At 71.1% G+C, this 24,960-nt stretch carries 15 protein-coding genes; 9 read left to right on the top strand and 6 right to left on the bottom strand.

Translation table 11 applies throughout. The annotated features are described in order from the left end of the window. Positions 1-8: 8 nt before the first annotated feature. From FJ309_07460 to FJ309_07450, 3 genes are read right to left on the bottom strand one after another with little or no spacing between them, the layout of a single operon-like run. Positions 9-1,016, bottom strand: a complete 1,008-nt coding sequence (locus FJ309_07460; GenBank protein ID MBM3954436.1) for a glycosyltransferase family 2 protein — start codon at positions 1,014-1,016, stop codon at positions 9-11. Next, on the bottom strand, positions 1,013-2,782 hold the full coding sequence (locus FJ309_07455; protein MBM3954435.1) for a phospholipid carrier-dependent glycosyltransferase: 1,770 nt from the start codon (positions 2,780-2,782) through the stop codon (positions 1,013-1,015). Before FJ309_07455 ends, FJ309_07460 begins: the two co-directional genes overlap by 4 nt. Next, positions 2,758-4,476: a glycosyltransferase family 39 protein gene (locus FJ309_07450; protein MBM3954434.1), complete on the bottom strand. Its 1,719-nt coding sequence runs from the start codon at positions 4,474-4,476 to the stop codon at positions 2,758-2,760. The genes FJ309_07455 and FJ309_07450 overlap by 25 nt, the downstream gene beginning before the upstream one ends. Positions 4,477-4,622: 146 nt before the next feature. Between FJ309_07450 and gyrA the strand changes: the two genes are divergently transcribed. From gyrA to FJ309_07420, 6 genes are all read left to right on the top strand, one after another. Continuing rightward, positions 4,623-7,490 carry a DNA gyrase subunit A gene (gyrA, locus tag FJ309_07445; protein ID MBM3954433.1) on the top strand — a complete coding sequence of 956 codons (2,868 nt, stop codon included), beginning with the start codon at positions 4,623-4,625 and terminating at the stop codon, positions 7,488-7,490. A 126-nt stretch (positions 7,491-7,616) separates the two neighbouring features. Beyond that, positions 7,617-8,942 (top strand): UDP-glucose/GDP-mannose dehydrogenase family protein, encoded by a 1,326-nt coding sequence (locus tag FJ309_07440; GenBank protein ID MBM3954432.1) that lies wholly within the window; start codon positions 7,617-7,619, stop codon positions 8,940-8,942. A 9-nt stretch (positions 8,943-8,951) separates the two neighbouring features. After that, complete coding sequence (gene tgt, locus FJ309_07435) at positions 8,952-10,085, top strand: tRNA guanosine(34) transglycosylase Tgt (protein ID MBM3954431.1); 1,134 nt, start codon at positions 8,952-8,954, stop codon at positions 10,083-10,085. Between the two features lie 17 nt (positions 10,086-10,102). After that, on the top strand, positions 10,103-10,672 hold the full coding sequence (gene yajC / locus FJ309_07430; protein ID MBM3954430.1) for a preprotein translocase subunit YajC: 570 nt from the start codon (positions 10,103-10,105) through the stop codon (positions 10,670-10,672). Between the two features lie 33 nt (positions 10,673-10,705). Next, positions 10,706-13,780, top strand: a complete 3,075-nt coding sequence (secD, locus tag FJ309_07425; GenBank protein ID MBM3954429.1) for a protein translocase subunit SecD — start codon at positions 10,706-10,708, stop codon at positions 13,778-13,780. A gap of 125 nt (positions 13,781-13,905) precedes the next feature. Beyond that, positions 13,906-14,676 carry a hypothetical protein gene (locus FJ309_07420; GenBank protein ID MBM3954428.1) on the top strand — a complete coding sequence of 257 codons (771 nt, stop codon included), beginning with the start codon at positions 13,906-13,908 and terminating at the stop codon, positions 14,674-14,676. A gap of 33 nt (positions 14,677-14,709) precedes the next feature. Here FJ309_07420 and FJ309_07415 read toward each other — a convergent pair whose 3' ends face one another. Next, positions 14,710-15,783 carry an alpha/beta hydrolase gene (locus tag FJ309_07415; GenBank protein MBM3954427.1) on the bottom strand — a complete coding sequence of 358 codons (1,074 nt, stop codon included), beginning with the start codon at positions 15,781-15,783 and terminating at the stop codon, positions 14,710-14,712. Positions 15,784-16,104: 321 nt separating this feature from the next. On the opposite strand from FJ309_07415, the gene FJ309_07410 reads away from it, so the two are divergent. Next, positions 16,105-18,087: a VWA domain-containing protein gene (locus tag FJ309_07410; protein ID MBM3954426.1), complete on the top strand. Its 1,983-nt coding sequence runs from the start codon at positions 16,105-16,107 to the stop codon at positions 18,085-18,087. 11 nt (positions 18,088-18,098) lie between these two features. Here FJ309_07410 and FJ309_07405 read toward each other — a convergent pair whose 3' ends face one another. Further along, the gene (locus FJ309_07405; protein MBM3954425.1) at positions 18,099-18,740 is read right to left on the bottom strand and encodes a hypothetical protein; all 642 of its coding nucleotides are present in this window, start codon (positions 18,738-18,740) and stop codon (positions 18,099-18,101) included. 62 nt (positions 18,741-18,802) lie between these two features. Between FJ309_07405 and tilS the strand changes: the two genes are divergently transcribed. Continuing rightward, positions 18,803-19,909, top strand: a complete 1,107-nt coding sequence (gene tilS / locus FJ309_07400; protein ID MBM3954424.1) for a tRNA lysidine(34) synthetase TilS — start codon at positions 18,803-18,805, stop codon at positions 19,907-19,909. Positions 19,910-19,961: 52 nt separating this feature from the next. Here tilS and FJ309_07395 read toward each other — a convergent pair whose 3' ends face one another. Beyond that, positions 19,962-21,506, bottom strand: a complete 1,545-nt coding sequence (locus FJ309_07395; protein MBM3954423.1) for an MFS transporter — start codon at positions 21,504-21,506, stop codon at positions 19,962-19,964. 301 nt (positions 21,507-21,807) lie between these two features. Between FJ309_07395 and FJ309_07390 the strand changes: the two genes are divergently transcribed. Then, positions 21,808-24,945, top strand: a complete 3,138-nt coding sequence (locus FJ309_07390; GenBank protein ID MBM3954422.1) for a hypothetical protein — start codon at positions 21,808-21,810, stop codon at positions 24,943-24,945. Positions 24,946-24,960 lie beyond the last annotated feature (15 nt).

Below are 24,960 nucleotides of genomic sequence, written 5' to 3'. Positions count from 1 at the left end.
GCCGATCGTCAGGCGGCGGCGGAGCGGGGTGGGCCGCCGCGGGCCGCGCCCAGACCGCGGCCGAGCCTCCGGCGCACGATCCAAGCCGGACGGTGCTGTGCCTCGCGGTAGGTGCGGACGACGTACTCCCCGACGAGAGCCACCGCGGCGGTCGGCGCGGCGGCCACGCCGGCGGCGACGGCCAGCAGCGCTGCCACGCCGGGAGGTCCGGGCGGTGCCGTGGCGGCGGTGACGGCCGCCACCGTCGCGACCGTGACCAGTCCGCCGACGAGGACCCAGGTCATCCGCATCGGCAGGTCTGACGACAGCACCAAAGCGTCGCCGGCGAGCCGGGCGAGTTTGAGAGGCGAGTAATTGGTGGTGCCGGCGGCCCGGGCGTGGCGGTCGTACCACACCGCCTCGTGCCGGAAGCCCGTCCAGGCGACCATCGTCCGCAGGTAGCGCCGCCGCTCGGGCAGGGCGACGATCGTGTCGACGACCGCCCGGTCGAGCAGCTTGAAGTCGCCGGTGTCGACCGGGATCGGATGGGGTACCGCCCGCGACAGGAGGCGGTGGAACAGGGCCGCGGTGAGCAGCTTGAAACGCGTCTCACCGTCGCGCGAGCGGCGCCGCCCGTAGGCGACGTCGGCACCGTCGCGCCACATGGCCACCATCTCGGGAATCACCTCCGGGGGGTCCTGGAGGTCGGCATCGATGAGCACGACGGCGTCGCCGGTGGTCTCCGCCAGTCCCGCCGACATCGCCGCCTGCTGGCCGAAATTGCGCGACAGTTCGATCACCCGGGCGCGGGGATCGGCGGCCGCGATCCATTCGAGTCGCTCGAGCGTCTCGTCGCGACTGCCGTCGTCGACATACACCACCTCGAACTCGAGCCCCGCCCCCTCGAGGACCGCGACGAGACGGCGATGCGTGGTCGCGACGACCGCCGCCTCGTTGTGGCAGGGGATCACGACCGACAGCCGTGGCACGGGCCGCCGGGGCGGTGGGGAGTCGCCGCAGAACGGTGTGATCGTCATCGTTCGAGCCTCCGGGACGTGCTTCCCACGGCGGTCGCACCCGCTCGCACCGTACCGACGGCGACGAAATCCTCGTCCTTGAACAGCGGCCGGGCCCGCGCCACCACCGCCGTGCCCGGCGGCAGCCAGCGCTCGAGGGCCGCCAGCCGCCCGGCGGGCACGACGAGGACCGCGTCGGGGCCGCTGCCGAGGAAGCCTGCTGCCCGCGCCGCGGCGTTGGACGGCCATTCCCTGACGGTGTCGCCGGCGTAATACACGATCGCCGGCGTGTTCTGCGGATAGGTCCCGAGCCGCGCCCGGCCGCCGGCATGCCGGTGGGCGGCGGCCACGAGACCGGGAAGTTCGTTGGCGGCTGCGATCCGCGCCGCGGCGGGGCCGACGGCCAGGGGCGTGTAGATCAGTCCGGTGAGCGTGAGCGCCGCCAGTGCCTGCCCTGGCGACCGGCGCGCCAGGCCGAGGCACAGCGCCGCCCCGACGACCGGGATCAGCCCCACGACCGCCACCGCCTCGCTCCCTGCCAGTCCGTAGCGCGCGGCGACGAGCACGGTGACGGCCGTCGCCAGACCCCCGAACGCGAGACTGGCGGTGCCGGCGAGCAGCCACCGCGGGTGGGGCCAACCGACACGCGCGCAGGCGTCGACGGCGATCGCCGCCACGATCAGCGCCGCCGCCGGGTAGGCGGGGAGGACGTAGTTGGGGAGTTTCGTCGCCGCCAGCGAGAAGCCGATCATCCACACCGCCAGCCAGACGAGGGCCAGGCCGAGCGCCCGGCGCCGGCCGGGCGAGTCGCCGCCGCGGACGACGCGCCAACCGGCGAGGACGACGGCCAGCGGCAGGAACGACGACCACGGGAAGAATCCGATCAACAGACCGACGACGTGGAACAGCAGTCCCCCCTGGTGGTTCTCCATCGGCGCGGCGAACCGGCCGATGTTGTGGACGAGGAAGAAGCCCGCCGGCCATTCCCCGCCGGTGCGGATCGCGACGGCGACGTACCACGGAGCGGCGACCGCCAGCGTGCCGACCACGATCGCCAGTGGGCTGAGGGACCGCAGCGCGTCGCCGGCGCCAGCGACGAGCGCCCCGAGGCCCGGACGCCCGCCGTCGGGCACATGGCACGCCGTCCGCGCCGCCCAGGCCCACGTCCCGACCACCGCGGCCGGCCCGACGAAGCCGATCGGCCCCTTGCAGAGCACGGCCAGACCGCACAGCGCACCGACGAGCAGTGCCCGCGCCACGCCGATCCTCGTCGCTCCACCGACGAGTGGTTCGGCCGCGAGCACCGTCGCCCAGGCGGTGGCGGCGGTGAGGATCGCGTCGGGGGTCGCGGCATGGGCCTCGATCCCCACCAGCAGGCATCCGACGAAGGCCAGTGCGGCGGTCACGCCAACGGCCGGTGAGAACCACCGGCTCCCGGCGCGGTGGAGCGCCAGCGCTGCCAACAGAGTGGCCAGCGCGGCCGGCAGACGGGCGACGCGCTCGTCGGGGCCCAGCAGCGCCGCCGCCGCCGCCATGCACCAGTGCATGAGGACGGGCTTGTCGACGGCGAGCGTGTCGTTGAACCGGGGTACGACCCAGTCACCGGAGTCGAGCATGCCCCGGGCGATCGCCGCGAACCGCGGCTCGTCCTCGTCCCACAACGGCATCGGCGCGAAGCCGGCGGCCAGGCTGGCGCAGGCCGCGACGACGACGATCGCCGACGCCACGTGGGGACTCAGCCAGGCGTCGGCAGCGGTCGGTTTCAGGGCTGGCTGGGTGGCTCGCATGCCGCGATGGTCTCCGCGCTGGCGCGCCGTGCGACGACGACGAGTTCGTCGGCGAACGGCAGGGGTACCCGATGGACGACGACGTGGTCCGGCCCGAGGAGCGGCGCGAGATCCCGGGCGTTGTCCCGGGCGGCGAACACCATTCCGGCCGGATGCCGCCGGAGGTGATCGGCGGCGGCCGCGATCGACTCGACCTCGCGGATCGTCGCCCCGGTGTAGAACACGACGCTCGCCGGCACGGTCCCGACCGAGACCCAGGCATCGTCGGTCGCCGGGGGGGCGAGCAGCGTCGCGAGATGACGAGGTCCGGCCGCGCCGGACTGGACGGCGGTCGGCCCGGCGGCGGCGATGATGCCGGTGAACGCCGCGGCCGTCAGCGCGAGTGTCGCCAGCGATCGATCGCGTCGCCCGCGGCGCTGCCACCACCACGCCGCCACCGCCCCCGCGGTGCAGGCCAGTGCCGGGACCGCCAGCCAGCGCGCCGTGTCGGGGAGGCGGTCCCCCGCCAGCCACGGGGCGACCGCGATGCCCAGGCCGGCGACGAGGAGGATCGTCCAGGCCACCGCCATCGTCCGGTCTGGAAGCAGCGCCCCTTCGGCCCGGCGGCCGAAGCCGGGCAGGTCGTCCTGGAACCAGTCGTGGAGGAAGGCGGCGGTGAGCACTGCCAGGGCGGGAAACGCCGGCCACACGTAGCCCGGCAGCTTGGTCGCGGCCGCCGACAGGGCGAGCACCCAGGTCGCCACCCAGACCGTGGAGATCACGGTCGCGGCATGGCGGTGATCGGCCGGCCGCCAGGAGAGCACGCAGGCGCGCGACAGCGTCGCGGCCAGCACGATCGACCAGGGGAAAAAAGTCACGGCGACGACGGCGGGGTAGTAGAGCCAGGAGCCCGAGTGCCCCTCCATCGGCTGTGTGAACCGGCGCAGGTTGTGGATCAGCAGGAAGCCCTTGAGCCACGCGCCGTCGGTGCGGAGGCTGACCCAGACGTACCACGGTGCCGCCACCACCAGTGCGGCGGCGACGATCCACCCCGGACGGATCGCGACGACGCCGGCGACACGATCACGCACACCTGGCCGACCGGACGTGCCGGCGCCCAGCAGCAGACCGCAGCCGACCAGCGCCGCGAGGGGGAACAGCAGCCCGATCGGGCCCTTCGTCAGCAGCGCGCCGCCGCACGCCGCGCCGATCCCCATGGCCCGGCGTCGTGAGATCGTCGGCCGACCGGCGCCGCCGATGCCGCCGACGAACAGCGCCAGCGCCAGGGTCGTGAAGAACGTCAGCGGTGCATCGGGCGTGGCGGCCCGGCCCGCGATCCCGGTCCAGGCGGCACTGGCCATCGCGCATCCGGCGAGGAACCCGACGGCGGCGCCGTGGAGACGGCGGCCGATCGCCCAGGTCAACAGGCAGGTCCCCACCGAGAGGATCGCCCCGCCGAGGCGGGCGCCGGTCTCGTTCGGCCCGGCGACAGCGTAGCCGGCCAGGTGCAGCCAGTTGACCAGCGCCGGCTTGTCGAGGCGCATCTGGCCGTTGAACGACGGCACCACCCAATCGCCGCGCGCGGCCATGGCCCGCGAGCAGGCGGCGTTGCGTGGCTCGTCCTCGTCGTGGAGCGCGACGCCCCCGATGTTGACGAGCAACACCACGGCGGCGATGGCGGCGACGATCGGACCGTGGAAGCGTTCGGGGGGCATGGGTATTGCCTGAGCCGGGAGGAACCCCTGCGCCTCCGCCGGCGCCGAGGGGCGGGGAGGGTAGGTGTCCGGGGGGCACGGGTCAAGGCGGACGCGCCCCTGGAAGCCTGGGTTTTCCGCGGGTTGACCGCCCTTTCCCGACGGGTATGTTCAAGACTTCCCCAACCTTTCTCGGCCCCACCGCGGACCGGATGGAGAGCGATCCGTTGGCCGATTCCGACACCCCTCCCGATCCGCCCGCCGAAGACGGTGACGCCGGATCGCCCCCCCTGCCGGAATCCGGCGCCGGGGCCGATGGGGCAGGGGTCTCCCGCGACTCCGCCGGTGGCCGCCTCATCGACCTGCCGATCGAGCAGGAGCTGAAGGACAGCTACCTGACCTACGCGATGAGCGTCATCGTCGCCCGGGCGTTGCCCGACGTCCGCGACGGGCTCAAGCCGTCGCAGCGGCGGATTCTCGTCGCGATGAACGACCTCAACCTCTCCCCGGGGGCGTCCCGGGTGAAGTGCGCGAAGATCAGCGGCGATACCAGCGGCAACTACCACCCGCACGGCGAGAGCGTCATCTACCCGACGCTCGTGCGCATGGCCCAGGAATGGAACATGCGTCACGTGCTCATCGACAAGCAGGGCAACTTCGGCTCGATCGCCGGGCTGCCGGCGGCGGCGATGCGGTACACCGAGGCCCGGCTGTCGCCGATCGCGGCGCTGATGCTCGACGACCTCGATCTCGACACGGTCGATTTCGTCCCGTCGTACGACGAGCGCAACACCGAACCGGTGGTCCTCCCTTCGTCGTTTCCCAACCTCCTCGTCAACGGAGCGGGGGGAATCGCCGTCGGGATGGCGACGAGCATTCCCCCGCACAACCTCGGCGAAATCTGCCGGGCCTTGGTGGCGCTGATCGACAGTCCCGGCGTGTCGATGGCCGAGCTGCTGGAGATCGTCCCCGGGCCCGATTTTCCCACCGGTGGGATCGTGATGGGGCGCGAGGCCCTTGTCCGCGGCTACCTCACCGGCCGGAGCACGATCACGCTCCGTGCCCGGGCCCGGGTCGAGGAGTTCGGCAAGAACCGCCACCGGATCGTCGTCGCGGAGATCCCCTACCAGCAGACGCGCGACGCCATCGAGGAGAAGATCGCCGAGCTGGTCAACGACGACCGTATCAAGGGAATCTCGGCGATCCGCAACGAGAGCGATCTCAAGGAGCCGGTCCGGCTGATCCTCGAGCTGAAGCGCGATGCCGATCCCGACGTCGTCCTCAACCAGCTGTACCAGTTCTCGCCGCTGCAGACGTCGTTCTCGTTGATCTTCCTGGCGCTGGTCGACGGCAAGCCACGGATCCTGTCCTTCAAGAACATGCTGGAGGAGTTCCTCCGCCACCGGATCACGGTCATCCGCCGGCGGACCCAGCATCTCCTCCAGAAGGCGCGGTCGCGCAAGCACGTTCTCGAGGGGCTGCTCGTCGCCCTGGCGAACATCGACGAGGTGATCCGCATCATCCGCAGTTCGCGGTCGCAGGCCGAGGCCAAGGAGCGGCTCTGTGGGCTCGAGGCACCGGCGGCGCTGCTCCGCCAGGCGTTGGGTGACGAGGGCTTCGCGCTGCTCCAGGAGGAGCGCGGCCAGAGCGAGAGCTACGGCCTGACGCCGGTCCAGGCCGACGCGATCCTCCGCCTCACGCTCGGGCAGCTGGTCAATCTGGAGCAGGAGAAACTCGCCGGCGAACACCGTGAGCTGCTCTCTCGGATCGGTGAGTTCCGTCGGCTGCTCGCCGGCGACGCGGGGATCCGCGCGGTGATCCGTCAGGAGTTGCTCGACCTCGCCGCCAAGCACGCCGACGAGCGGCGTACCGAGATCAGCGGCGAGGCGGGCGACATCCGCGACATGGCGGAGCTGATCACCGAGGCGACGATGGTCGTCACCATCAGCCGCGCCGGGTACGTGAAGCGGACCGCCGCCGACACCTACCGGGCGCAGCGGCGCGGCGGCAAGGGGCTGACCGGCGCCCGCACCGACGAGGAGGACCCGATCGAGCACCTGTTCGTGGCCAGCACCCACGACTGGCTGCTGGTCTTCACGACGCTCGGGAAGGTGTTCTCGATGCGCGTCTTCGAACTGCCGGAACTGGCCCGCGATGCCAAGGGACGGGCGCTGGTGAACCTCCTCGAATTCGAGTCGGGGGAGCGCGTGGCCGATTGCCGTGCCGTCGCCGACTTCGAGGACCGCGAGCAATACCTGCTGCTGGCGACCCGTGCCGGGATGGTCAAGAAGACGGCGCTCGAGCAGTACCGCCGCCGCCGCACGAAAGGACTGATCGCCGTCAAGCTGCGCGAGGGGGACGAGCTCGTCGACGCCGTCGTCACGCGACCGGGAGACGAATTGATCCTCGCCACCGCCAAAGGGATGGCGATCCGCTTCCCCGAGGGTGACGCCCGGCCGATGGGGCGCGACACCAGCGGGGTCCGGGGCATCAAGCTCGGCTCCGGCGACCGCGTGGTCGGGATGGTGGTCGCCGATCCCAATGCCACGCTGTTGACGGTCTGCGGCAACGGCTACGGCAAACGCACTCCGTTCGGTGCCGGCACGCCGCTGGCCGGGCCCGGCCCCGCCGAAGACGGCGGGGCCGACGTCGAGCCGCCGGAAACGGAGGCCGAGGAGGCCGAAGCGGAGGGGGGGGACGGCGACGGTGGATCGAGCGGCATGCGGTACCGCACGCAGCACCGCGGCGGCAAAGGTGTCCGCGACATCAAGGCTACCAGCCGCAACGGCGAGGTGGTGTCGATCGTGTCGGTCGGCGACGACGACCAGGTGCTGATGATGACCGCCCGGGGGAAGATCCAGCGGGTCAACGTCCGGGAGATCAAGTCGATCGGACGGAACACGCAGGGGGTGCGGATCATGCGCCTCGACGAGGGTGACAGCCTCGCGGCTGTCGTGCCGGTGCCGCCCGGTGAGCAGGACGAGTCGATGGAAGACGGCGGTGACGGGTCGGTCGCTCCCTCACCGGAGGCCTGACGCCGGCCAACGTCGGGAATTGAAATAACGAGGTTGGTCCGCGGGGTGACCACCCTGACGGCAGGACAGGTGGCGGGCCCGGGTGGCGTCGTACCCCGACTGTTTTTTTTGAACGGGAAGTAAGCCATGAGGATCGCGGTCGTCGGCACGGGATATGTCGGGCTCGTCACGGGAACCTGTTTCGCCAGCAGCGGCAACAACGTCACCTGCATCGACATCAACGCCGACAAGGTGGCGTTGCTCCGCCGCGGCGAGATCCCGATCTACGAGCCCGGGTTGGCGGATCTCGTCGAACGCAACTCCCGGGCAGGGCGACTCACCTTCACCACCGACACCGCCTCCGCCGTCGCCGCCGCGGAGATCGTGTTCCTCGCCGTCGGCACACCCCCCGCGGCCGACGGATCGGCCGATCTGACCGCCCTCTGGAGCGTCGTCGATTCGATCGCGCCCCACCTCCGGCCGGAGGCGATCGTCGTCACCAAGAGCACCGTGCCGGTCGGGACGTGTGCCGGCATCGAACGGCGCTTGCGGCAGCGGACGGGACGCGACTGCCGCGTGGCCAGCAACCCCGAGTTCCTCAAGGAGGGGGCGGCGATCGACGACTTTCAGAAGCCCGACCGTGTGGTCGTCGGCGTCCGCTCGGCCGAGGTCGGCGAAACGCTCCGTGCCCTCTACGCCCCGTTCCTCCGGACAGACAACCCGTTTCTCGCGATGTCGCCCGAGAGTTCCGAGATGACGAAGTACGTCGCCAACGCGCTGTTGGCGACGAAGATCAGTTTCATCAACGAAGTCGCCAATCTCTGCGAGCGCATGGAGGCCGACATCGACGACGTCCGGCGCGGGATCGGCCACGACAGCCGGATCGGCTTCGCCTTTCTGTTCCCTGGCGCCGGTTATGGCGGCAGTTGCTTCCCCAAGGATGTCCAAGCCCTCGCGGCGATGGCCCGCGACAAGGGCATCGAGCCGCGGATCCTCGCGGCGGTCCACGAGACCAACCTCGCCCAGAAGCAGGTCCTCGGCGAGAAGGTCGTCAGGCACTTCGGCAACAGGCTCAGCGACCGGGCGATCGCCATCTGGGGGTTGGCGTTCAAGCCGCGCACCGACGACATCCGCGATGCCCCGGCGATCGATCTCATCGAACGGCTCCTTGCCGGCGGCGCGCGGCTGACGGTCTTCGATTCCGTGGCGATGGCCAACGTGAAGGCGATCTACGGCGATCGTCTCCGCTACGCGCCGGGCCCCCTCGAGGCCCTCGACGGGGCGGAGTGCCTCGTGATCGTCACCGAGTGGGGTGATTTCCGCCGGCCTGATTTCGACGACATGGCACGGCGGATGAAGCACCGTGTGATCATCGACGGTCGCAACCTCTACTCCCCCGCCGACATGCGCGCCCGCGGCTTCGCCTACGAGGCGATCGGGAAGCAGCCGGTGACCGGTCCGGCCTCTGGCTGAGGCCCGCCGATGGGCCCTGTTCACCTCCGGATCGAAGCCACGTCCGCTCGCGCCCGGGCGGGTGTGCTCTCGACGCCGCACGGCGTCGTCCCGACGCCGCTGTTCATGCCGGTGGGCACCGCCGCCACGGTGAAGGGGGTCGACATCGGCCGCGTCACCGAGACCGGCGCCGGCATGGTCCTGGCCAACACCTACCACCTCCACCTCCGCCCGGGCGAAGAGATCGTCGCCGCTGCCGGCGGCCTGGCGCGGTTCATGGGCTGGCGTGGCCCGACACTGACCGACAGCGGCGGTTTCCAGGTGTTCAGCCTGGCGCGCCAGGTGCGGGTGACCGATGCCGGTGCCGTGTTCCGCTCACACGTCGACGGACGGGCGATCGACCTGACTCCCGAAGAGGCCGTCCGCATCCAGGAGGCGCTCGGCGCCGACATCATCATGCAGCTCGACCACGTGATCGCGCTGCCTGCCGACCACGGGGTGGTGGCCGACGCGATGCGCCGTTCACTGCACTGGGCCGAGCGCTGCCGCGCCGCCAAACGCCGCGCCGATCAAGCGCTGTTCGGGATCGTCCAGGGGGGCCTGGAGGCCGACCTCCGTGCCGAGAGCGCCGCCCGCCTCCGTGACCTCGACCTCCCCGGATACGCCGTCGGCGGCCTGTCGGTCGGGGAGGGCCCGGAGGCGATGCGCACGACGCTCGCGGCGACGGTGCCCCACCTTCCCGCGGACCGCCCGCGCTATCTGATGGGGGTCGGCAAACCGGCCGACATCGTGGCCGCCGTCGCCGCCGGGATCGACATGTTCGATTGCGTACTGCCGACGCGCTGCGGCCGCAATGCCCTGGCGTTCACGTCCCACGGCGAGATCAGGCTGCGCAACGCCCGCCACACACGCGACGAGCAGCCGATCGAGGAAGACTGCCCGTGCGCCGCTTGCCGCCACGGGCGCGGCTACCTGCGGCACCTGTTCCAAGCCGGCGAGATGCTCGGCCCGATCCTCCTGTCGATCCACAACCTGACCTTCTACCAGCGGCTCGTCGCCCGGTTACGGGGGGCGATCGTCGCCGACCGGTTCGAGGCGGAGCACGACCGGCTGCTCTCCCTCCTCGAGCCCGGTGGGGCCGGTGAGCCCAACACGGCGGGGTGAAGGCCGTCGGACTGCCGATGGCGATCGCCCCGCCCGATCCGCCACACGCCCCTTTCCCGTCGGCACCGCGGCGGGCTTGTCCGACGTGCGTCTCGACCACTACATTGAGCGGTTTTCCTCTCGAAATCGTTCCGAATCGCCGGCGTGATGCCGGTCGGCACCCTGTCATGCCGCCATCCGTCGTCCTGCCGTTGACCCCCCTGCCCGTCGGCGGCGTCGCCGGCCTCGTCTGCCAGGTGGCCGCCCCGGCCGATGCCCCTGCCGGGGCCGCACCACCGGGTGGGGTTGCCGAGCAGGTCTTCCCGTGGGTCACGCTCCCCCTGATCCTGCTGCTCGGCTGGTTCATGGTGCTGCGCCCCGAGCAGGAACGGCAGAAGAAGCAGGATCGGCTCCTCGGGGGGCTCAAGAAGAACGACCGCGTGCTCACCAGCGCGGGGATCTACGGCACCGTGGCCAACGTCGATCGCGACGGGCAACGGGTCACGCTCAAGGTCGATGATTCCGGGTCGGTGAAGATCACGGTGACCCTGTCGAGCATCGCCCGGGTGCTCGACGCCTCCGAGGCCGGGGTCGCCGCCGGGGATTGATCCCGGCCGCGGCCGTCCAGCGGAACCCATTCCATGCACATGCTTTCGGCGTCTCTTCCCGTCCTCGCCCAGGCCGCGTCGGCCGCGCTTCCCGCGTCAGAATGGTGGCAGGACGGCTGGATGAGTTGGCTGCTGACCCTCGGCGTGATCGTCGTGCCGACGTTCGTCGCCTGGCTGCTCGCCAAACAACTCCGCGTCAGTGACATGTGGGCGAGGATCGCCGCGGTGCTGGTGGCGACCGCCGCCGGTGCCGTGATCGTGGCCCTCGGCTGGCCGCCGCGGCTGGGAATCGATCTCAAGGGAGGCCTGATCCTCGTCTACGAGATCGACCGTTCCAAGCAGATCGCGGGGCGTGTCGACGAGTGCATCGCGCGGATCCAGCCGCTCGTCTCCCGGCGCGAGGGAGGGGGCGTGGAGCGGACCGCCGATGGCCGGATCGCCGTCCGCCTCGGCAGCGCCGATCCGGCAGCTCGGCAAGCGCTGCTCGACGAGGTCGCCGCGATCGATTTCGGCGACATGAAGCTGGCTCCCTCGGCGGCTCGGGGTTCAGGCGATGCCGTCCTGTTCGACATCGGCGGCCAGATCGACTCGATCGACATGGACAAGCTCGTCGCCGCGGTCAGCCGCCGCGTCAACCCGGGCGGACAAAAAGAGGTCACGGTGCGGCGCTTCGGCCTCGATCAGATCGAGGTCATCGTGCCCGAGGTGGATCCAAAGGAGGTCGAGCTCGTCAAGCGGATCGTGTCGAGCGCCGGCGTGCTCGAGTTCCGGATCACGGCCAACCCGCTCGATCCGGGACACGGTCGCGTCATCGAGCTGTCGCGTACGCCCGGCACGACGGTCCTCGACGGTGGCAAGCCCCGGGGGCGGTGGATCCGTCTCGACACCGACAAACTCGAGGCCGAGGGGCTGGTGACGCGTCCCGGGCCCGACGGCACCACCGAAGTCCTCGTCGTGATCGATCCGTTCAACGTCAACGGCGGCTACTTGGTCCGCGCCTTGTCGAGCCTCGACCAGAGCCTGCGGCCGTGCGTCAACTTCGCCTTCAACACCGCCGGGGCGACGCTGTTCAACCAGCTGACGGGCAGCAACCTCCCCAACCCGGCCAACGGTCTCGAGAGCCGCCTGGGCATCGTGCTCGACGACGTCCTGCTCTCGGCGCCGCGGATCCGCGAGGCGATCAGCTCCAATGGGCAGATCACCGGGGATTTCAGCAAGTCGGACATCGATTTCCTCGTCGGCGTCCTCAACGCGGGCAGCCTGCCGGCAGCCTTGCAGAGCGAGCCGATCAGCGAGCAGACGATCAGCCCGCAGCTCGGTGCCGACACGATCCGGTCCGGCGCGCTGGCGATGATCATGGCCACGGCGCTGGTGCTGGCGTTCATGCTCGCGTACTACCGGTTCTCCGGTTTCGTCGCCGACATCGCCGTGCTCCTCAACATCCTCCTGGTCGTCGCCGTGATGATCTCGATCAAGGCGGCGTTCACCCTCGCCGGGTTGGCCGGATTGGTGCTTTCGGTCGGCATGGCCGTCGATGCCAACGTGCTGATCTACGAGCGGATGCGCGAGGAGCAGCAGCGCGGGGCTTCGCTGCGGACGGCGATCCGCAACGGCTTCCAACGCGCCTTTTCGACGATCGTCGACTCGAATCTGACGACGTTGATCACCGGTGTCGTGCTGTTCTCGATCGGCACCGACCAGCTCAAGGGATTCGCCGTGACGCTGATCCTGGGCCTCGCACTCAACCTGTTCACCGCGGTGTTCTGCGCACGGGTGGTGTTCGACCTCGCGGAGCGCTGCCGGTGGATCAAGCGGCTCAACATGGGACGGATCTTCGGGGAGACGGCGTTCCCGTTCGTCGCCTGGATGAAGCCGGCGATCATCGGCTCGACGGCGTTCATCCTCCTCGGGCTCGCCGCGGCCTGGCAGCGCGGCCAGGGGCTGTTCGACATCGACTTCACCGGGGGGACGAGCGTCCAGTTGGCGTTCAAGCCGGGGCAGGAGCTCGACGTGGCCGCGGTGCGGCAGGCGGTGTCGGGGTTGCCTGACGTCGCCGTCAGCGCCGTCACCACGGCCGACGCCGCCCCCGGGAGCCGGTACAAGGTCGACACGTCGCTGCGCAGGAGCGGCGGCGTTGAAGGCGAGGTCGAGAAGACCCTCCGCGACGCCTTTCCGGGCAGGCTGCTCACCTATTCGATGCAGTACGGGGAAATCAAGACGCGGTCCACCGACGGCGAGGCCGCCGCGGCCCTCCCGACGGCCGTCTCGCTCTCGTTCCCCGAGCGGATCAACCGCCCCACGCTCGAGGCGACGATCGAGCAGGCGCTGACCGCCGTCGGGTCGGCGGGGGCGGCATTCCGCATCGATTCCCCCGGGGCGAGCGGTGCCAACCGCCCGGCCGAGTCGTGGAGCCTCGAGACGTCGCTCGACGCCGAGACGACCCGCAAGGCCCTCGACACCGTCGCCAGCCAGCTCGCCGACACCCCGGTGTACCTGTCGGCCAATTCGATCGGTGGCAAGGTCGCCGGCAACGCCAAGGTGATGGCCGTCTACGCGATGCTCGCCAGCCTGGTCATGATCGTGCTCTACGTCTGGCTGCGGTTCCAGAACGTCGCCTTCGGCGTGGCCGCCGTCGTCGCCCTGATCCACGACGTGCTCGTGGCGATCGCTTGCCTGGCGCTGAGCCGGTTCGTGTCGCCGTTCCTCGGCTGGGCGCTCGTCGACGACTTCAAGATCAGCCTCGACGTCGTGGCCGCGTTGCTGACGATCGTCGGCTTCTCGATCAACGACACCATCGTGATCTTCGACCGTCTCCGCGAATTGCGCGGAAAGCAGCCGTTCGTCACCGCCGCGATGGTCGACAAGGCCGTCAACCAGACCCTTGGCCGTACGATCCTCACGTCCGGCACGGTCCTCGTGGCGACGCTGGTCCTGTACCTGTTCGGTGGCCAGGGAATCCACGCGTTCGCGTTCACGATGCTCGTCGGGGTGATCACCGGCACCTACAGCACGGTGTACATCGCATCGCCGATCGTGCTCTGGCTGCAGGAGCGGTTCGCCGGCGCCGAGAAGCCGGCAGCGATGCGGTCGGCCGCCCGGGCGACCTGACGAGACACGACGCATCGGCCAGCCGGTCGCCAACCGTGGGGTATCCTTGCGGGGTGGCGCCGTGGACCTGGTTCCCGGCGCCCGCGGCGGAGGATGCCAACGTGGGCGTGTTGCGGGGAGTTCGCGTGGCTGGGGGGGTGGCCCTCGTGGCGCTGGGAACCGCCGTGGCGGCACCCCGGATCCAGGGCCTCGTCGCGCTGGATGCTCCGCTCCTGGCGACGGTCAGCGCCGATGGGCACGTGGCCAACCCGCCGCCGGGGCACGTGATTCCCGACGCGGCACCGCCGCCAGCTCCGTCTCCCGCGGCCGTTCCCGTCGCGGCTCCGCCAGCGCCGGCGTTGCCGCCCCCCGTGCCGCTTCCTGCGGTGTCACCGCCATCCGGGGCACCCACGCTCGGCATGGCGTACCGCTCGACGCTCGCCCTTCCGCCGCCACCCCTGCTCGATGTCGCGCCCCCGGCGGGGCAGGCCCCCACGGCCGCGGTGCCCGCCGCGGCCGCGCTCCAGCGTCCCGCGGCCGTGGCCAGCGACTTCGTGCGCGATGGCGACGACCTGACGACGATCGCGGTCCGTGTCTACGGCCATCCTGGTGCCGCGGGTGCGATCCTCGCCGCGAACCGCGACCGGATCACCGATCCGGCGCTGTTGCCCGTCGGTATCCCGCTGCGGCTGCCGCCGGCCTGGAGTCCGGCGGGTGACACAGCCTCCGCGCTCCCGGTGATCGCACCGCCCCGCCGGCCGGCGCGAGTGATCGTCGCGGCGGGAGAGACGTTCGAATCGCTGGCCCAGCGCTTCTACGGCAACACGGCCAACGCGCGGATGCTGTTCGAGGCCAATCGCGACCGTGTCCGCTCCCCCGCGCTGCTCACGGCGGGGACGGAACTGCGACTGCCCTGAGCGCCGGGACGGCCGACCGGCTCGGCGATCGTGTCAGGGGCGTGGCTGTGGCAGGACCGCTCCGAGAAACCCCTTGATCAGCTCCGCCGGGTCGGGGCGGCGCGAGGCGAGGAGTTTCTCGCCCGAGTCGTCGGCATCGATCTGGAGCAGCACGGCCGTGGCATCGGCCGGCTTTTCGAGCTTCGGGGCTTGGGCAGGGCCCGCACCCGTCCGCTGCTCGTACCACTCCTGGGGGCGGCCGCGCTTGAGTTGGTCGAACACGCGGAGGGCGTCCTTGTCGGCTCTCCCGGCGAGAACCAGGATCGGCACGTCGCGTTTCACAGTCTCCTGACCGAGCGCCGGCAGGATCGGCAACCCGCGCGGTGTCCAGGCCGGGCTGACCAGCACCAGGGCCTTGACCTGGCGTCCCTGGGGGCCCGACGCCAGGGGTGGCCACGAGGCGTCAGCGGCGGTCCATTGGGTGGCGAGCGTCGCTCCCGTGCCGATGCCGATGACGACGAGCCGGTCGAGGCCGGGGGCATCCCAGCCCGATTGCATGCGGAGGAAGTCGCGCACGGTCTCGATGTCGCCCCGCGCGTTGGCCTGGTCGCGCACCGTTCCCCCGGTGGAGGCGGCGATCGCCTCGAGGTCACCGCGCTTCAGGCTCTTCGCCTCCACTTCGACCTCCTTGCCTCCCGGACCGCTGCGCACGGTGCTGTCACCGTGACCGCGGAGGTCGGGGGCCACGACATGGCAGCCCGCCCGCTGCAGCGCCAGCGCCAACGGTTCGACCGAGGCATGGGTGCCGCCGAGGTCGTGGACGAGGATCACCGTCGGCTTCGGCGCGCCCCGCGGGCGCGGGGTGGCGGAGGCGGTGGCGTCCGGAGCACGGTACAGCCAGACGGCGAGTTTCACGCCGTCGGTGGTCTCGAGGTCGAGCGCCTCCGGCGCGGGTGGCACGGCGGGCGTGGCCGGGCGTGTCGGCGCCGCGGGGGGCGACTGCGATGCGGCGATGCCGGCGATGACGTTCCAGGCCACCAGCCAGTGGGCGGCATGGCGAAAGGCGACGCGGCATCCGCGGGGGAACTTCCAGGAAACGACGGTCGGAGGGGAGCCGAGATCGGCCATGGAGCACTCGTGAACGGGGGAGAGAATCGCGGCCGGGAGCGGTGGAGCGACGAAGGCGGAGCCCGGCGGTCGCCCCGGAGCGCGGCCGAGGAACGGAATCTCTCCGCCGGGGCGGGGGTGCCGAGTGACGCCGCCCTGCAGCGAGGAGATCGCTCGCTCCCCTTTTTTCAATGTCCCGCAAGCGTCGCCAGCGTCAAGGGTCGCGACTCAGGGGCGTGGCCACTCGTCCGCGGCGCCGGGCCAGCCGGCGGGGAAAACTGCGGAAAGCCGGTTTCAGTGGGCGATTTCCATTAGAATCGGGGCGAAGCAAGGGGACGACCAGTGGCCACCCACACCAGCCGGCTGACGATGGCTGCCGGATCCGCTGCGGCGGACGGCGGGGCGGCCTCGCCGTGGGCGATCCGCTCGGGCGACCTGCCGGCGCTGCTCACCAGCCTGCTGGTGCATGTGATCGTGCTTTTGGCGCTGGGGCTGGTCGTCGTCGACCCCGGGGCGCCCGCTCCATCCGTCACGGTCATCGAGTCGGCGGCCGTCGTCGAGGATGAGCTGCCGCTCGATCCCGAGGAAATGGTGGTCGCCGACGAACCCCTCGTCGAGGCCGGTGCCGGCCTCGATCAGTCCGCGGGGGTCGCCCAGGCCCTGGCGCCGGTCGTCGCCGACGTGTCGGTGACCCCCGTGACCGAGACCGATGTCGCCGGCACTGTGCAACTCGAGCCGCTCGACACCCTGCCCACCGCCCAGGCGTTCGACGAGAGGATCGTGGTCCGCGGTGCCACCGGGGTCGCCTCGACGGGTGCCGCCGGCGCCGTCGACCGTCTCACGGCCGAAATCGCCGCGTCGCTCGACCAGCGTCCGACGGTGGTCTGCTGGGTCTTCGACCGCTCGGTCAGCCTGTCGGCCCAGCGCCAGGAGATCGCCGGGCGGTTGACGCGGGTGTTCGACGAACTGGGCGCCAACCGCAGCCTCCGCAACCGACCGTCGCTGTCGAACCTCGTCGTCGCGTTCGGCAAGGACGTGCAGCTGCTCACTCCGAAGCCGACCGCCGAGGTCGCCGAGGTGATCGAGGCGATCAACGCCGTCCCGGTCGACGAGTCTGGCGTCGAGATGACGTTCCACGCGGTCCGCGCCGCCGCCGAGGCCGCCCGGATCTTCCGGACCTCGGCGCCGAAGCGCAACGTGATGATCGTCGTGTTCACCGACGAGGTGGGCAACGACGTCGATACGGCCGACGCCGCCACCAAGCTCTGCCTGACGCTCGGGATCCCCGTGTACGTCGTCGGCGTCCCGGCACCGTTCGGGATCCGCGAGGTGCGGATGAAGTACGTCGAGTTCGATCCGAAGTACGACCAGGGGGAGCAGTGGGCGGTCATCGAGCAGGGACCGGAGACCGGGTTTCCCGAGGTCGTCCACATCCGCTCCGACCGTCTCGCCGACGAGGCGATCGATTCGGGGTTCGGCCCGTTCCGCCTCTCCAAACTCTGCGCGGACACCGGAGGGATCTATTTCCGCGTCCACGGCAGCAGCGACCAGCGCGGCCGGGTGACCAACCAGATGATCCAGCCGATGCAGTCGCAGCTCCGCTACTTCTTCGACCCGCAGGGAATGATCGCTTACCAACCCGACTACCGGGCCCCCGCCGTGCAGGAGCAGGACATCCGCAGGAACAAGGCGAAGTCGGCATTGGTCGAGGCGGCCCGGTCCTCCCAGATCGACCCGATGGATTCGCCCCGAATGGTCTTTCCGCGCCAGGACGAGGGTGCGCTGGCCCAGCTCCTCACGGAGGCCCAGCGGACCGCCGCCCGCACCGCGCCGCGGGTCGACGACCTCCATTCCAAGCTGTCGGCCGGCCTCCCCGATCGCCCCGCCGTGACGGAGCGGCGCTGGCAGGCGGCCTTCGATCTCGCGCTCGGCCGCGTCCTCGCCGCCAAGGTCCGCACCGATGCCTACAACCAGATGCTCGCCCAGGCGAAGCTGGGGATGAAGTTCAAGGACGCGCGGAGCGACACCTGGACGCTCGAGCCGAGTGACGAGGTCAGCGTCGGCTCGCAGACGGAGAAGCTTGCCAAGCAGGCCCGTGAGCTGCTCGAGCGCGTCGTCGCCGAGCACGACGGCACGCCCTGGGCGCTGGTGGCGACCGAGGAGCTCCGCGTCCCACTCGGATACCGGTGGACGGAGTCGCACACCGGCGTCAAAGACCCGAAGATGCAGGACGGCAACGGCAACCCCGTGCCCACGGCCCCCAGCGACGACAAGAAACGGATGCTCGCTCCGCCGAAGCCGAAGCGGGATTTGAAGCGCCTCTGACCGGACCCGTCTCAGAACGACAGGTTGTCGTCGGCGAACTGCTCGCGGCTGTCGTACGCGTGGAAGCAGCGGGAGATGCGCTGGCCGAGGAGGTGGATGAACATCCCGCGGAACTGGGCCTCCGGCCGGTCGGTCACGGGGATCGCCCCGTCACGCGGGAAGCTGAAGTCGTCGAACCGCTTCTCGAAGACCATCTTGTCGGCGGCGATGTCGTAGACGCGCACGTTGGCGGTGGCCCGACCGCGGAGCAACGTCGATCCCTCGTGGAGGCGGAACTCTTCGAGGTCGATCCCGACGACCAGATCGGCGTCGAGCGACTTGCCGATCGCCCGGTAGTCGACCCAGGTGTTCTCGTCGACCCAGCGCGCCACCTCGTCCTGCGGGATGACCCGCGCCTGGCGGACGTTGCGCTCGACGAGATTGCCGACGGTGGTCGCCAGTTCGCGCGACGTGCCGGCGTCGCTGAACTGCAGTTCGACGATCGGCTTGCAGACCACGGCGACGTGCTTGCCTTTGAGCCCCGCGAACTCCGCGGGCACGTCTTTGGGCATGACGATGTAGGTCAGCGTCCCGAGCGCCGAGCAGCCGGCGAGTGCGGGGAGCAGCGCTGCCGCGAGCAGCAGGCGTGCCTGGGGCATGGGGCGGGCATGCATGCGCGTGGTCTCCGGGAGCCGGGGTGAGGCGGGGAGGGTACCGATCGGCCCCGGGGGGCTCAATGCCGCTTGGCGTCGGGTTCGCCGCCGCTGCGCCGCCGCGGCACAATCGGGGGATGGCTGCTGAATCGCCGAGCACCGGGGAGGAATCGTTCCTGACCGCATTGGCGGCGGGGCTCGACAGCTTGGGGTTTTGGGCAGGGCCGGCGGTCGTGGCCGTCTCGGGGGGGGCCGACAGCGTCGCCCTGCTCATCGGCATCGCGAAACTGGCGGCGCGGCGCGGATCCACGCCGCCGCTCACCGTCGCCCATGCGGTCCACGACCTGCGGCCGACGGCCGAGCACGACGCCGCCGTGGTCGCCGCGCTGGCGGGGCGTCTCGGGCTGCCCTGCCGGACGGGGGCGATCGCGGTGCGCGCGACGGCGCATGGCGGCGAAGGGGTCGAGGGGCTCGCCCGGCGCCTCCGCTACCGGTTCCTCCTCGACGTGGCGCGCGATGCCGGCGCGGGCAGCGTCGCCGTCGCCCATACCGCGGCCGACCAGGCAGAGACGATCCTCCACCGCATCGCGCGCGGGACGGGGCTCGTGGGGTTGGCGGGAATGCCGGCGCGCCGTCGGCTCGGCGACGGCGTCGAGCTGATCCGACCGCTCCTCGAGGTCCCGGCGACGGCGCCGCGCGCGTTCCTCGCCGGGCAGGGCGTGACCTGGTGCGAGGACGAAACCAACGCCGACCGGCGCTACGCCCGCAACTTCCTCCGCCACGAGATCCTCCCGCGCCTCGCGGCCGGATCCTATCCGTCGGTGCAGGCGAGCCTCGTCCGCCTCGGGAGACAGGCGGCGGCTGCCGCGGCGGTGCTCGAGGATGTCGCCCGCGGGCTGCTCGACGCCCATGCGACGAAGCGCGCCGACGGCGCGGTCGTGATCGACTCCGGCGCGCTGGCCGGGTGCGACCCCCACCTGGTCGCCGAGATGTTCGCCGTGCTGTGGCGCCGCGAGGGATGGCCGCGGAGGCACATGACCGACGGGCACTACCGGAGCCTGGCGGCGTTGGTCCGCCGCAGCGTCCGCGGCCGGATCGACCTTCCGGGGGGCGTGAGGGCCATGGCGATGAACGTCGACGGCCGATGGCACGTCGCGGTGGGTCCCCCGGAACGGTGCACGGACGAGTGATTCCGTCGTCCCGCGGGGAGCTGCCGTGGGGATCGGTCTCGATCGGGTCGTGTCAGTCGATCGTCTGGCGGCGGTAGCCACCGCGGCTGGCGAAGAACAGGAGTAACACCAGGTAGATCGCCGCCATGATCCCGGGGATGATCGCGTCGAAGCGAAGGGTGTTGCGGTCTCCCTCGATGCTTGCGGCGTGGACCGTCCGTTCGTCCGCGGTGAGCGTGTTCACCGCCTCGGCGACGACGCCCCCCTGCTTGGCGATGCCTTCCCGCGCCTCGGCCAACTTCTCGCTGATCGCGCCGAACTTCGCCCCGTCGAGCCCGGTGGCCTCGGTCGCCGGAATGCCGAGAAAGGTGCTCGGCTTGGCAGCCTTGTACTCGGCGTACACGGCCGGGGACGCCGCGCGCAGTGCTTCTCCGGCGAACCGATCCTTGCAGTAGCCGAGGCCGGGGCCGCCGATCAGCCCGGCCGACAGCATCCCGATGCCTCCCATGATCGAGATCGCCACCGCCCCGGTGCGTGGAAACTGGTCGGATGCGACGGCGAGCATCGTCGGCCAGAAGAACGTCTTGCCGACCGCATAGATCCCCAGGGCCACGAAGGCCAGGGGCAGGCTGTTGATGTTGGCCGAGAGCAGCAGGCCGACGCAGGCCAGGACTGAACAGGCCAGCAGCAAGCCGATCGGCGACAGCCCCATCTTGTTCTCGATGAAGTCGGCGCAGAATCGCAGGCCGAACATGATCGCGCTGGTCCAGATGAACAGCCACTTGCCCTGCTCGGAACTGAACAGGTTGCCGGTGATGTTCTGGATCCAGCCATCAGTGCCCAGTTCGACCGCGCCGACCAGCGCGTGGGTGATGAACAGGATGAACATCAGCACGCTGCCGATCGAGAACTTGGTGATGAACCCGATCGCGAGGAGCAGTGCTCCGGCGATACCGTACGAAACGATCGGTTGCAGTCCGAGCGGTCCGGCGAAGAACAGGGAGAGGAGATAGCAGACGACCAGGCCGCCGAGGATCCCTACGTCCTTGAACATGTCGGCGGTGCTGACACCCTTTTCCGAAGCCTCGGAGCGCGGCATGCGCTGTCCGAGGAACATCAGCCCGTAGATCAGCGTCGGCACGAGATACAGCGCCATCTGCAGCTTCCAATCGACCTTCATCTTGTCGTCGAGGATCCAGCCGGCGGCGCTGCCGAGGACCAGACCGGCGGGCCACGATGCGTGAAGGATGTTGAGATAATGGGCGCGGTTCTTGGGAAACAGCGTCGCGACCAGCGGATTGGCGACGGCCTCGAGCGTGCCGTTGGCCAGTGCGAAGATGAATGAGCTCCACGTCAGCATGCTGGAGGCGTTGTCCTTCGTGACCAGGAACGTCATCGCGGCCGACAGGACATGGAGCAGGAAGGCGGCGAACACGAGCTTCCCGTAGCCGATCCGGTCAGCGATCACTCCGCCGATGATGATCCCGAAGCAAAACCCGGTGAAGCCCTGCCCGGTGATGTTGCCGAGCTCCCCGGCGGTGAGCCCGTACTCCTTCCCCCAGTTGTCGAGGATGCCGCCGCGGATCGCGAAGCCGACGCCGGCGGCGAGGATCGCCATGAACCCGGCCCACAACAGCCGCTGGGCGTTGACTCCCGACGGGGAACCGGAGTCGCCGTGCCAGTTCGAGGATGCGGTGTCCATGCCGGGGCGCCTCCAGCGGCCAGAAGGGGAAGGGGGCTCGTGAACGCCCCGCGAGAGCGGGCACTATAGCAAGGGCGCGGAACGTGGGAAACGGGGCGAGCAGGGGGGGTGGGGATGCACCGCTTGACCCCATCCGCGACCGCTCCCTACCTTCCCGCCCCCTGACGCGGGCGGCAGCGCGCCGCCCCGCGCGCCGCCCCGTCGCGCCGGCATCCCCGTGACCACGGTCAACGACACCCTCTGGACGCTGGTGCGCTGGTCGGTGCCGCTGGCCGTCGCCGCGGTCGTCGCCGCCGGTGCGCTCGGGCCGGCGCGGCTCGATGCCGAGGTGCGGCGCCGCGTCGAGGAGCGCCTCGCCGCCACGTGGCCGGGACTCGAGGTGCGGGTCAACGCTGCCGTCGTCGAGGGGCAGGGGATCGTCGTCCGTGGCGTGACGATCGCCGATCCGTCGCTGCCGCACCAGTGGCGGCAGTTGGTGTGGGTCGAGGAACTGCGCCTCGCCTGCGGCACGAGCCTCGCCGAGCTCGCGGGGGGCACCCCGCGGATCACCGCCGCCCACGTCCGTCGGGGAGTGGTGCACGCCGTCCAGCGCGACGGCCGCTGGAGCGTCGCCCGGCTGCTCGGGGCGCGGCCCGGTGGCATGGCGTTGCCGCCGGTCACCGTCGAGGATGCGACGGTCGTCGTCGACGGGGTCGGCACCGCGGCACGGGTCACGCTGCGGCAGGTCGCGGCAGAACTGACCCCGGGCGCCGACGGTACCGCCCGGTTCCGCGGCAGTTTCGCCGGCGACGTCTTCGAACGCTGTTCGTTCACCGGGGTGGTCGCCACGGCCGCCGACACGTTCCATGTCGACGGACGGCTCGACGGGCTCGACGTCGGTCCGCGGATGGTGGCGCTGCTGCCGGCGCCGACGGCGCGGTCCGTCGCCGGCTTGACGAACGCCGTCCGCGGGCGCATCGGCCTCGAGTGGCGCGTCGACGGCATGCTGTCGACACCCGCGCTGGCGACGGTCGCCGTCGCGGGGCGGCTCGAGGGGGGGCAGTTCGAGCACCCGTCCTTTCCGTTCCCGCTGTCGGCGGCAGTCGCGACGTTCACCGCCGACCGGAGCGGGCTCACCGTCCGCGAGCTCACCGCCCACTCCGGATCGACGCTGGTGCGTGGGGGCGGCCGCCTCGAGGGGTGGTCGCCGACGGCCGATTTCGAAGCCGTCGTCGAGGCCGACCGGCTCGTCGTCGGGCGCCAGTGGGAGGGCTGCCTGCCCGAGTCGTGGGCGGCGCAGTGGAGCAAGCTGATGCCCAGCGGCGAGATCGACCTCCGCGCCCGCCTCGCCCGGCGCGGCGGGGCGTTCGAACCCAAGGTCACGATCCACTGCCGCGACGCGTCGCTGACACACTACCGCTTCCCCTACCGGATCGACCGCACGGTCGGCACCGTCACCCTCGACGGCGGGGCGCTGTCGATCCACCTCACCGGCCAGGCGGGTGGCCATCCGGTCCACGTCCAGGGAGCGTTTCGCAGCGGGCCGACCGGCACCGTCGGGTTGCTCGAGGTCCGCGGCGATTCGATGCGGGTCGACGATGCCCTGCTCGCCGCCCTGCCGGCGCGCAGCGCCGGCATCGTCCGGGCCCTCGAGGCCGAGGGGACGTTCGATTTCGTGTTCCAGCACGAGCGCTCCCCGGCGTTCCCCACCGGCCAGTCGAATCGGTTGGCGATCCATCTCGTCGACTGCAGCATGCGCTACGCCGGGTTCCCCTATCCGCTGTCACGCGTCACCGGTGACGTGCGCATGCACGACGGCCAGTGGACGATCCACGACGTCAGCGGGTGCAACGACACCGGCACGGTGCGCTGCTCCGGCCAGCTCGTCCCCGCGGCCGACGGCGACGGTGAGCTCGTGCTCCAGCTCGCCGGGACCGGCGTCGTGCTCGAGCGCGAGCTGCGCGACGCCCTGCCGCGGGGCGTGCGCGACGTCTGGGACGACCTCGATCCCCGCGGCAACGCCGAGTTCACCGCCACGGTGCGGCACCGCGTCAAGGCGCGCTCGACGAGCGTGGCCCTCGAGGCCCGGCCGACCGGCGACACGGTGTCGATCGAGCCGAGCTGGTTTCCGTACCGTCTCGAACGCCTCCAGGGGAGGCTCACCTGGGAAAACGGCTGGCTGCGTTTCGACGACGTCCGCGCCGCCCACGACCGGACCACCGTCGCCGCCGCGGGAACCTGCCGCTTCACCCCGGATGGTGGCTGGCACGTGGCATTCCAGCGGCTCTCCGCCGACCGCTTCCGCGCCGACCAGGATCTCCTCCAGGCGCTGCCGGCGGGGCTCCGCGCCAGCGTCCAGGCCGTCCGGCCGCGCGGGCTGCTGTCGATCGACGGCACGCTTGACATCTATTCCACGGCGCTCGCCGCGGACGGCCGCCCCGGTCCCGCCGCCGCCACCTGGGACATGCGCTTCGACATGGAGCAGGGGGGGCTCGACGTCGGGGTCGCGCTCGACCACGTCCACGGCGGCGTCCGCCTCACCGGGGCCGCCGACGGCCGCACCTGGCACGCCTCCGGCGACGTGGCGATCGACAGCGCGTGGTGGCGCGGCCACCAGCTCACCGACGTCAACGGCCCGTTCAGCGCCGGTCCCGACGGCGTCCGCTTCGGCACCGCCGCCGTCCAGCAGGTCACCGTCGCGCCGCGCCGGCTGGTGGCGACGATGGCCGGCGGCGTGCTAACGCTCGACGGCACGGTCGCCCCGGGCGCCGGCGGCGGCTTCACCGTCGCCCTCGCCCTCGGCCAGGCCGACCTCGAGCAGCTCACCGCCGACGGCGGCGGGCCGGCGGCGACGCCCTACCGCGGGCGCGTCCACGCCGTCGCCGAGCTCACCGGGTCGCGGTCGGGCGAGTACTCGTTGGCGGGCCGCGGGCAGGTCCGGCTCCGCGACGCCGACATCTACGAACTGCCGGTGATGGTCGCGCTGCTCAAGGTGCTGCAGGTCAAGGTCCCCGACCGGCGGGCCTTCAGCTCGAGCGTCGTCGACTTCCGCGTCGAGGGTCCGCACGTCTACCTCGACACCATCGAACTGGCTGGCGACGTCATCAGCCTCGTCGGTAACGGCGAGATCGACTTCGACTCGCGCGTCAGCCTCACCCTCCGGCCGATCATGGGGGACGCCGAGGCGCAGTTGCCGGTAATGAAGCGCGTGCTCGGGGGCGCCAGCGGCCAGTTCATGCTCGTCCACGTCGACGGCACGCTCACCCAGCCGGAGATCAGCACCGAGGCCTTCCCGACGCTGACGGCGGCCCTGCAGCAGCTCCAGTCCCAGCAGGCGACGAGGACCGCCGCCGTCGGGCCGGCGCTGGTACGGTAGGCCACGTCCGTCGCC

It is taken from the genome of Planctomycetota bacterium, assembly GCA_016872555.1.
Lineage (GTDB): Bacteria > Planctomycetota > Planctomycetia > Pirellulales > UBA1268 > F1-20-MAGs016.
This window is presented reverse-complemented; position numbering and strand designations above follow the sequence as displayed.